At 61.6% G+C, this 9,676-nt stretch carries 9 protein-coding genes; 4 read left to right on the top strand and 5 right to left on the bottom strand.

Annotation, left to right across the window (positions count from 1 at the left end; genetic code table 11):
• Together JYJ84_RS19970 and JYJ84_RS19965 are read left to right on the top strand one after the other, a co-directional pair.
• The coding region (locus JYJ84_RS19970) for an alpha/beta hydrolase (RefSeq protein WP_205189397.1) at nucleotides 1-771 on the top strand (771 nt) is incomplete at its 5' end.
• A gap of 111 nt (nucleotides 772-882) precedes the next feature.
• The gene (locus tag JYJ84_RS19965) at nucleotides 883-1,554 is read left to right on the top strand and encodes a MarR family winged helix-turn-helix transcriptional regulator (protein ID WP_236027220.1); all 672 of its coding nucleotides are present in this window, start codon (nucleotides 883-885) and stop codon (nucleotides 1,552-1,554) included.
• 59 nt (nucleotides 1,555-1,613) lie between these two features.
• Here JYJ84_RS19965 and JYJ84_RS19960 read toward each other — a convergent pair whose 3' ends face one another.
• Together JYJ84_RS19960 and JYJ84_RS19955 are read right to left on the bottom strand one after the other, a co-directional pair.
• A complete protein-coding gene (locus JYJ84_RS19960) occupies nucleotides 1,614-2,954 on the bottom strand; it encodes an APC family permease (protein WP_175221406.1) in 1,341 nt (446 codons plus the stop codon).
• Between the two features lie 128 nt (nucleotides 2,955-3,082).
• The gene (locus tag JYJ84_RS19955) at nucleotides 3,083-3,928 is read right to left on the bottom strand and encodes a carbon-nitrogen hydrolase family protein (RefSeq protein ID WP_175221405.1); all 846 of its coding nucleotides are present in this window, start codon (nucleotides 3,926-3,928) and stop codon (nucleotides 3,083-3,085) included.
• 176 nt (nucleotides 3,929-4,104) lie between these two features.
• Between JYJ84_RS19955 and JYJ84_RS19950 the strand changes: the two genes are divergently transcribed.
• Complete coding sequence (locus tag JYJ84_RS19950; RefSeq protein WP_175221404.1) at nucleotides 4,105-4,923, top strand: response regulator transcription factor; 819 nt, start codon at nucleotides 4,105-4,107, stop codon at nucleotides 4,921-4,923.
• A gap of 40 nt (nucleotides 4,924-4,963) precedes the next feature.
• Here JYJ84_RS19950 and JYJ84_RS19945 read toward each other — a convergent pair whose 3' ends face one another.
• Both JYJ84_RS19945 and JYJ84_RS19940 read right to left on the bottom strand, forming a co-directional pair.
• On the bottom strand, nucleotides 4,964-5,974 hold the full coding sequence (locus JYJ84_RS19945; RefSeq protein WP_307872135.1) for a LysR family transcriptional regulator: 1,011 nt from the start codon (nucleotides 5,972-5,974) through the stop codon (nucleotides 4,964-4,966).
• Nucleotides 5,975-6,180: 206 nt separating this feature from the next.
• Nucleotides 6,181-6,732, bottom strand: a complete 552-nt coding sequence (locus JYJ84_RS19940) for a tyrosine-type recombinase/integrase (RefSeq protein WP_236027219.1) — start codon at nucleotides 6,730-6,732, stop codon at nucleotides 6,181-6,183.
• A 55-nt stretch (nucleotides 6,733-6,787) separates the two neighbouring features.
• Between JYJ84_RS19940 and JYJ84_RS19935 the strand changes: the two genes are divergently transcribed.
• The gene (locus JYJ84_RS19935; protein WP_175221401.1) at nucleotides 6,788-7,195 is read left to right on the top strand and encodes a hypothetical protein; all 408 of its coding nucleotides are present in this window, start codon (nucleotides 6,788-6,790) and stop codon (nucleotides 7,193-7,195) included.
• Nucleotides 7,196-7,654: 459 nt separating this feature from the next.
• On the opposite strand, the gene JYJ84_RS19930 is transcribed toward JYJ84_RS19935, so the two are convergent.
• Nucleotides 7,655-8,638: a helix-turn-helix domain-containing protein gene (locus JYJ84_RS19930; RefSeq protein ID WP_175221402.1), complete on the bottom strand. Its 984-nt coding sequence runs from the start codon at nucleotides 8,636-8,638 to the stop codon at nucleotides 7,655-7,657.
• Between the last annotated feature and the right edge of the window lie 1,038 nt (nucleotides 8,639-9,676).

Here is a 9,676-nt window from a genome sequence, read left to right as displayed (position 1 = left end):
GTTCCGGGCCCGGGCGGCGGCATTCCGGTGCGCATCTACCATCCCGACGGCGCCGCCGGCGTGGCGCTGGCCTTTCATGGCGGCGGATGGCGGATGGGCGATCTCGACAGCTTCGACGCCGTGTGCCGGCACCTCGCCAACGACTCCGGTCTGGCCGTGATCAACGTCGACTACCGGCTCGCGCCCGAGCATCCGTTCCCGGCCGCGCTCGAAGACGTATGGACGGCCACCTGCTGGGCCGCGGAGCACGGGCCCGAGCACGGGCTGCCGACCGAGCGCCTGACGGTATTCGGCGAGTCGGCCGGCGGCAATCTCGCCGCCGTCGTGTGTCTACTCGCGCGGGAGAATGCCCGGCCGCGCCTCCTCGCGCAGGCGCTCGTGTATCCGGCCACGGATGCCCGGCAACAGCACGCGTCGCAGTCGCCTTACGCGGAAGGCTTCCTGCAGCGCAGCGCCGACGTCGCGCATGCGTTTCGCGAGTACGCGCTCGATCACGGCGTGTCGCCATCGGCGTGGACGCTGTCGCCGTTCCATGCGAACAGCCACGCGGACCTGCCGCCGGCCCTCGTCATCACCGCCGAGTGCGACGTGTTGTGCGACGACGGCGAGGCCTATGCGCGCAAGCTCGCCGATGCGGGCGTGCCGACGGCCTGCGTGCGCTATGCGGGCATGCTGCACACGTTCTACGGCATGCGCGGCGAGGTCGATGCCGCCGCATTGGCCCAGCGGCAGGTCGCTGACATGCTGCGTACCGCCGTGCTGGCCGCGTAGCGATACAGAAGAACGTGCGACCGGGGAACTTCCGTACAATGGCGGCAGCGACGCCGGTCGCACCCTGCCCCGCTCGATCGGGGTGCATGCCCTTCCAAGGAAGCCATAAAGATGAGCACCGCAGTCGCGAAGCAGCCCGCCCGCAGCCGACCCGGCACGAAAACACCGTCGGCACCGGCTGAATCGAGGTCGAAGGCGAGTCTGCCGCGCCACAGCCTGATCGAACTCATCACGCTGCAGTGGCAGCACGAGCACAGCGATCTCGACCTGTCGAATTTCCTGATGGCGATCTACTTCATGCGGATCGGCACGCTCGTCGAACAGTCGTTCGACAAGATGTGCCAACGCATGTGGGGCATCAGCGGGTCGGACATGCGGGTGCTGCTCGCGTTGCGCCGCAGCGGGCACCCGTACGCGAAACGGCCGACCGATCTGTACCGCGCGCTGCTCGTGACGTCGGGGGCCATCACCAAGAAGATCGACCGCCTCGCGAGCCTCGGGATGGTGGAGCGTCAACCGGATCCGGGCCATGCGGGTGGATTCATCGTCCGCCTGACCCGGAAAGGGCTCGACGTCGTCGACAAGGCCGTCGTGAAACTGGCGAACGAATCGTCGATCGCCCCCGCGATGGCGCATTTTTCGGATGCCGAGCGCACGGCCGGCAACGAATTCTGCCTGCGCATGCTGGCATTCATGGAGGAGCTGGCGGCGCCGGAGGCCGATGACGCCGACGACGCGCCGCCGCCGGCAAAGACCAAGCGAGCGCCGCGCAGCCGCAAGTAGTTCGCCGGCCTGGCCGGCACGCCGGTTTTTCCAATACCGGGACCGGATGCCGGCCCGGTTCAGATCGCCACTTCCGGCGGTGCCTGGCGAAACAGCCGCGTAATCCAGCACAGATACACGAGCCCGAGCACGAACCACACGACGCCGAGCACGAGCGCCGCCTTCTCGAGGCTCACGAGCAGCCAGATATCGGACACCGCGCCGATCGCGGGAAACACGAGTCCGCCAAATACGCCGATCCTGCGCTCACCGTGATTGCCCGACAGATACAGCCGAATCACGCACAGATTGACGGCCGTAAAGGCGAGGAACGCGCCGAAGTTGATGAACGACGTCAACGTGGCGACATCCAGCTTCAGCGCGATCAATCCGACGACGCCGGCCAGTGCAATGTTGATCGCGGGCGTCTTAAAGCGCGGATGAATGAACCCGAAGATGCGCTTCGGCAGGATTTCGTCGCGGCCCATCGCATACAGCAGCCGCCCGACGCTCGCTTGCGCGGAGATGCCCGACGCGAACTGCGCGAGGATCAGGCCGGCGAGGAACACGGTGACGAACAGGTCGCCGCCGATCATCTTCGCGACTTCGAACGCGGCCGAATCCGTATCCTTGAATGCGACGCCGGGGTGCGCGAGCTGCATCGTGTACGCCGCGATCACGAAGATCGCGCCGCCGATCAGCGCAATCAGCAGGATCGCGCGCGGCATGTTCTTCTTCGGATCGATCGTTTCCTCGGTCAGCGTCGAGACCGCGTCGAAGCCGAGGTAGGAATACGCGGCGATCGCGGCGCCTGCCATCGTCGCGCCGAACGGCACGTGCGGCTTGAAGAACGGCTCCGCCATCGCGATGCCGCCCGGGCCCGCCGCAGCCGACGCATAGTGCCAGCACAGCACGACGAACATCGCGACGATCGCCAGTTGCACGACCATCAGCACGATATTGAAGCGCGCGGCCAGTTCGATGCCGACGATGTTCAACCCGCTCGTCAGCACGATGAACGCCACGATCCAGATCCAGGTCGGCACGTGCGGAAATGCCGCGTTCAGATAGGCGGCACCGATCAGCCAGATCACCATCGGCAGGAAGAAATAATCGAGCAGCGTTGCCCAGCCGATCATGAAGCCCAGGTGCGGGTTGAACGTCCTGCGCGTGTACGTATAGGCCGAACCGGCGGCCGGATAGAGCCGCGCGAGCTTGCCGTAGCTGAGCGCGGTGAATGCGATGGCGATCAGCGCGAGCAGATAGGCGAGCGCGGCCGTATCGTCGCTGGCCTTGGCGAGCACGCCGTAGGTACCGTAGACGATCAGCGGCGCCATATAGGCAAGGCCGAACAGCAGCACGGACGGCAGGCCGAGCGTGCGCTTCAGGCGTACGGGTTCACTGGATGACGACGCTTGCATGTTATCTCCTGGGCGCTTCTGGGGCGATGCGAATGCCTGGTGCCGTGCGGCCGGCATTTCAATGGGACGACCGGGCATGTGCAGAGCGTCGCGCCCTGCTCCATGCATGGGATGGACCGCAGATTCGGCTACTCGGCGCGGTGACCGCTCGCGTCGATCGTGAGCACGCGATTCCCGGCAGCCTGTTCGACAGGCGAGAGACCGAGCGCCACGCGTGCGTCGTGCAGATAGCTGTAATGCTCGCGACTCGCTTCGAGGCGCGTCAGATCGACGCTCGCCGGGGCGACGGCTTCGTCCCGGCCGAGTTCGATCGTGCTGTCGCCAAACGGATCGACCAGCGTGGACAGGCCGGCGAACGTCAGGTCGTCGTCGCCGGACCCGCAGCGGTTCACCATCACCGCGAACATCTGGTTCTCCATCGCGCGTGCCGCGATCGCGCGGCGATGCACAGGGCCGAATGGGTCCATGTTGCCGTTGGTGACGATCAGCAGATCGGCGTCGAGCGCAGCGACCGCGCGCGCCGTCTCAGGGAATTCGATGTCGTAGCAGATCAGCACGCCTACCGTCAGACCGTTCCACACGCACGTCGCGAAGCGGTCGCCTGACGTGAATACGCCGACATCCGACGCCCACAGATGGGTCTTGCGATAGCGCAGGACGATGTCGCCCTGCTCGTCGACGAGCACCGTGGTGTTGTAGAACCGGCCGTCGTCGCGCTCCGCGAGGCCCACCGCGACGGCGACGCGCTTGCGACGTGCCGCATCACGTACCGCCTGCAGCCGCGGGCCGTCGAGCGTCTCGGCGACATCCCGGACGTTATCCCGTGTCGGGAAGCCCGACAGCGTCGTTTCGGGGAACACGATCAGTTTCGTGCCGCCCGCCACGTCGGCGCGCTCGATCGTGGCGATCACCTTGCGGGTGTTGTGCGCGACGTCGCCGTCAACCAGCGACAGTTGTGCGAGTTCTACCTGCATGAAGCCATCTCCTTCCAATCGCCTTTCGTTTGCATGTCGTATGCGTTGCACGTGTCGTGCGACGCGCGTCGAGCGACGCGGTGCATGGCCCGCTGCTCGCCGAAGTGAGGCCGATTATCGGGTTATTATTTTTGACCTGAAATTCCCCGCCAGGGTTACCCTCACCGGAGCACACGATGGACCTCGAATGGCGAGATCTCGCTTTTCATCGGGAGATTGGCTCGGCCATCGATGCGCTCGACGGCCCGCATTTCTGGGCGCGTCTCACACGCGTACTCGAGCGGCATCTCGATTTCGACAACTGGGTCGCGCTGCGCTTTGCGCGCGATGCCGCGCCGCTCGTGCTCGCCGAACAGGCGATGCCGGACGGCAAGATCGACCTGATGTTCCAGGACTATCTGGCCGCCCTCTACCAGCTCGATCCGTTCTATCTCGCCGCGTTCGAAACACAGGCGTCGGGCTTCTACACACTCGCCGACGTCGCACCGGACAACTTCCGGATGACCGAGTACTACCAGCGGTACTTCAAGAAGAACATCGTCGGCGACGAAGTGCATTTCAACGTCGTGATCGATCGCGATCACACGCTGGGCTTCTCGCTCGGCAAGACGAGCAAGTACGACGAGCGCGAGATGGCATTGCTGACGCTTTACACACCCTGGGTGCTGTCGTTGATGCAGCAGCGCCTGCGCTTCGAAAAGTTCGTCGTGAACGAAACGCCGCGCGCAAGGGAACATGAAGCGCCCGACCCGCACACGCGCTTCGGGATGCTGACCGGAAAGAGCGGACGCGGCGCGTTGACGACGCGCGAAATCGAAGTGGCGATGCTGTCGTTGAGCGGCTTCTCCACGCGGGCGATCGGGGAGAAACTGTCGATCTCGTTCGAGACGATGCGCGCGCACAAGAAGCATATCTACGCAAAGCTCGGTGTCGGATCGCAGTCGGAACTCTTTGCGCTGTTCTACGATCCGGCGAGAGCGGGTGAATCCGCATGATGCGCGTGGCGGCGGCGCTGCCCGGACACCCGATCGATAGTCATGACGCAATCGCGCGCGGCAGCGATGTCGCGCGTTCTCCCGTGTCGGGAAACAGGCGCTGGCTCAGAAAATCGGCGAAGACCCGCACCTTCGGCGGCATCATGCGCCCCGACGGCCAGAGCGCGCGAAGCGGAATGCGCTCTGCCGTGAAGTCTGGCAGCACGGCCACGAGCGAACCGCTGGCGAGTTGTGCACGCACCGAGAAGTCCGGCAGGCTGGCAAGGCCGAGCCCTTCCTCGGCCAATGCCATGAGCGGTTCGACCGCGCTTGCGATGGCCGTGGCGGGAAGCTCGACCTCGAACGGCGCACTATCGCGCATGAACGACCATGGCCGCAGGCGTCCGGTTCGCGGAAAGCGATGTTGCAGGTACGCATGCGCGGCGAGGTCTTCCGGAGATACCGGCGTGCCATGCGTGGCCAGGTACGCCGGCGACGCCACGACCACATGTGAAAAATAACCGAGCGTGCGCGTGGTCAGTTGCGAATCGACCACCTCGCCGGTTCGCAGCACCACGTCGAAACCGTCCTCGATGACATCCACGATACGGTCGCTGAAGTCGATGTCGAGTTGAACCTCGGGATACGTGCGCATGAACGCCGCCAGCACGGGCATCAACAGCATGCCGACCAGCGGAACGCTCACGCGCAGCCGGCCCGTGGGTGTCGCGCGTGACACCGCCAGTTCGGACTCCGCTTCGGCGATCTCGCCGAGGATGCGCTGGCAACGCGCCAGAAACAGTTCGCCTTCGGGCGTGAGCCGCACACTGCGGGTGCTGCGATGAAACAATCGGAGACCGAGGCACGCCTCGAGCCGTGCGACAGCCTTGCCGATCGCGGACGCGGAGATCCCGAGCTGGCGCCCCGCCTCGGCAAAGCTCAGCTCCTCTGCCGCACGAGTGAAGATCGCGATGCCGCTCATGCGGTCCATCGCGCCGCTCGTGCGCCCGGTCGCAGCGGACAGGTCGCGATGAATCGGGTCCCGCGAAGCGGTATCCATCCGGGTCGTCACAGCGCATCTCCGAAAAGAGGAGTCTTGGTCCGATCCTGCAAAGCACAACCGCGTCACGGTTCGAACTGCGGCGCGCCCCGCTGAATGGCTCGAATTATCGGTGCCGACGTCCAGCTGACCTGCCCCCAGTTTCAAGAGATTGTTGCCTGATCGGTATGGACGAGTGGGCCGTCGCGTCGGAAATCTTATTTGATTGAAGCCGTGGCTTACGACTTGAGCAGGAAACGCACGTTACCTGTATCCTCGCCGAGCAATTCCGACAGGCGGTTCCCCCATCGGCGCCACGCGTCGCGCATCTGCGCCTCATAGTTGAATTGCAGATAGATCCGATCAAGCGGCTCGTTACGCGCGTGATTCAGACATCGATGCACGACGCTTTCCGGAATACCTAGCGACTGCATCATCGTTGCGCATGTGCGGCGCAGGTCATGGCGTTTCCATTGGCCGCCCGAGACAATAAGCGTATCCGTTGCTGTCGTGCGACCCTCGGTCGATGCACCCTTCCCGCGTTGCCGATCACGGATCGCCTTGCACGTTGTATGGATAGTAACGTGCGGAATCTTGCCCTGTTGCGACGGAAATACGTGATCGCGACGCACATCGCCCTCGGACAATCCAGCGCGCACAATCTGCTGTGCCGCAAATTGCGCAAGGACGAAATCGGAAAGATGAATCGTAATCGCCGCGCTTGACTTCGTGCGTTCCTTTGGAATCCGCCACGTTCGTGCCTTGAAGTCAAGATCAGCCCATCGAGTCACGAGTGTTTCACCGACACGCGTTCCGCAAGCAAGCATCACCCATACCGCTGACTCAATGGAGCGCGGAAGCCGTGCAGCCGGCATAAGTTCACCGAGCGCGCGGATTCCCGAACTTGTAGCCGACGACCCGCAATCATACCGAATCTGGGCAATCGATCACGATGGAGGCCTAATTATCGGCGAAGAAATCGATAAGATGGGGCACCCGTGCTTAACGGGCTTCATGCCGGCGCGGATCGCCGGAGAGTTGAAACGTACATCAACGGGGTGGACGATTAACTCTAAATCTGGGCGATACAGCGGTGACTATCGAAACGTTGATGAGCTCCTCATTAATGCACTTCTAAAATTCAAAACGATTTTCAATCATTCGTCGGAAAAAATTTCTATTTATCGTCGCAAGTTTCCAAAAACGATCGCGGCGCGGATTGGTCACGAAGCCGCCAGCACATCCAATAGTTAATTCCCTGGCCACCCAAGCTGCTCAAATTTGGAGATATCGAGTGCTATGCCGCAATTTAGCCGCCGGCTAAAGATAGCTTGCGACTACCTACACTCCAGTTAGGTGTCGTGGTGCTGATCATGACACTCGCGGACAAAACGGGGGAGGTCAACGTGGTCCTCTGGCCCGATCTGCTCGACTAGTTTCGGAAGGAAGCGCTCGGCGCGCACCCGCTGTCTACGGCGTATGGCAAGCGGAAGGCAAGGTGCGGCATCTGATCGCGAGTATGCTCGTCGACCGGAGCGAGTTACTCGGGGCACTACCGACGACAGCACTGGAGTTTTGCTGGCATCGGCGTGTGCCAACAATCGTCCACAAAGCGTCATTGGTACATCGGCCCCACTTGCCACTTGCGCGTCCACTTTTCTACCGAAAAGGCCGCTCCGTTCTAAGTGCTTCGTGTAGCCGGAGAACGTCGTACTAAAACGTCGGGTCGATACCGACTCGACGTAGCAGTTCGTATTGAATTTCCACTGCGGACAACCTGCGCTTTCCAGCGTCAGTTTTAACATAGACCTCTTGGCTTCCAGTCGCGAATAGTAAGGTACGACGCATCGCTGGGATTCTGACTTCGACGAGATATAGGTTATCAATAGGCTTGATTCCGTCGCTAACGGGATGTAGTTCTACTTGATATGCGGTGGGCGCGATTGACGGAACGATCTGATGAAGCTTCTCAGTTACCACACGCCTAAGCTCGTCACAATCGCGATCTGTCAGGGACACTCCTATGATCGATAGGTCTTCGTCACGAATTCCCCAAAACACTGAGCCATCTTGTGGGCGTCCAGAGTTCATGAAAGCTACCGCGTACTGATCGACAAGTGACTTTATCGAAGCTATCGGATTAGCCCCCTTTATTTCTTTTAGTTCGCAACTGCGGTTCTCTTGGCGCGGAAATTTCCCCCCCCTTATCCAGAGCGGACCTTGTCGTCTCGCACGCGTTTGACGTCGAGGCATAAAAGAACGATCGTTGTATCCCGCAAGTGACGTCACTGCCTCCTTCGGTCGAACTAGCTCGAGAATCTCACCGCCGATAAGTGGAGACTGTCGGCTTGAGAACACGATCACTTGCGACAACTCAGAGATTGCATCCAGAATTTCCAGAGCGAAATTACGTGTGGCATAGTCCCACCTCATTGCAATATCGTCAACAAGAAGTGGCAGTCTTAAGTTTGCCTTCTTTCGTACGACGAACTCCCAAAGAAGTGACATCAATGCCTGTTCGCCTTGGGAAGCCAAGCGCCCTAGGTGAGTTCCGTTCTTAGATAGCCTAGACCATCGCTCGCCTTGTCTGATCCTGTCTGGAAGCAACCGTTCAATCACCTCCCAATCGCCCTTCACGAGACTTCGCCCCATGGATTCTTCAGCGAGCAATAAACAGGGGCCGTCTGGATCACTCATTGTTGTTAATATCCGCATTGCGAGTGGACATGGCGCGTGCGATACCGCGATCTGTCCTCGCGAATCCGCCGAAACACTGAGAGTTGAGACCTCAGTCAGATCATCTTCAATTAACGTGACAGTCACGTGGGAAGGGCCAGTGGCTCCCTCTCGCACGCGGATTGCGGATCGACCTACAATCGCGGCGACTATGGCTCCGCAGAGCTGGGTCTTCCCACTCGCGTTGCCGCCAACTACGAAGGTGACACTACGTCCCGAGAACGCAAAGCCTGCCGCGGAAAATGGGCCAAAATTTTTGATAGATACGTTATCGATATACATAGGAAGCGTGGCCGCGGGAGAAAGCCTGTCGACGAACAATATTGCCATACTGAGTTAACCGATGCAGTTTTACTCGGAATCACTCTTTTATGCTGTGCCGAGCGCAACTGCTCTTTCACTACCCCTACTGACGGACCATCCTGATCCTGACGCGCGGACTTTTTCACTGTGCCTTAATCCGCGTCCTGCCTCTCGACCCTGCTGCGCATCAATCGCTGATGCAGTAAACCCTATCGATCTAGTCGGACGCAGCCGGTGCGGCCACACAGGCGCATGTGCCGCGCAGCATTCCCGTCCGGTCAACCCGAGGCATGGCATGCGCTCGGCTCCCAGCTCCCCGCCCTTTACTCGCGACCGTAGCCGATCGCGGACAGGCGTCAAGGGGCGCAGGACCGTGTTGCCCGCACCCCTCCCTCGCCTTTTTCCTTGACGCCTGCCCGCTATCGGCTCCTTCAGTCGCACGGGCGGGAACCCGGGAGCCTGGCGGCAGCAAAGCCAACCCCGAGTTCCACCGGAAGGTGGCCAGCCGCAACGGCAAAGCACGCCTTCTCGCCCGGTTCAGGTCCTCAACCTTGACGGGAGAACATCATGCAACTCGCTTCCTCATTCCACTACAGCGCCCCGATGCTGCGCGCGGATTCGCCGCTGTCGGATGATCAGATTCGCCGCGTTGCCCCCTCAATCTTCGCGGACGGCAAGCACGAAAGCCGCTCCGAG

The organism is Burkholderia sp. LMG 13014 (assembly GCF_905232215.1).
Lineage (GTDB): Bacteria > Pseudomonadota > Gammaproteobacteria > Burkholderiales > Burkholderiaceae > Burkholderia.
Note: the sequence above shows the minus strand (reverse complement) of the source record. Positions and strands in the feature narration are given on the sequence as shown.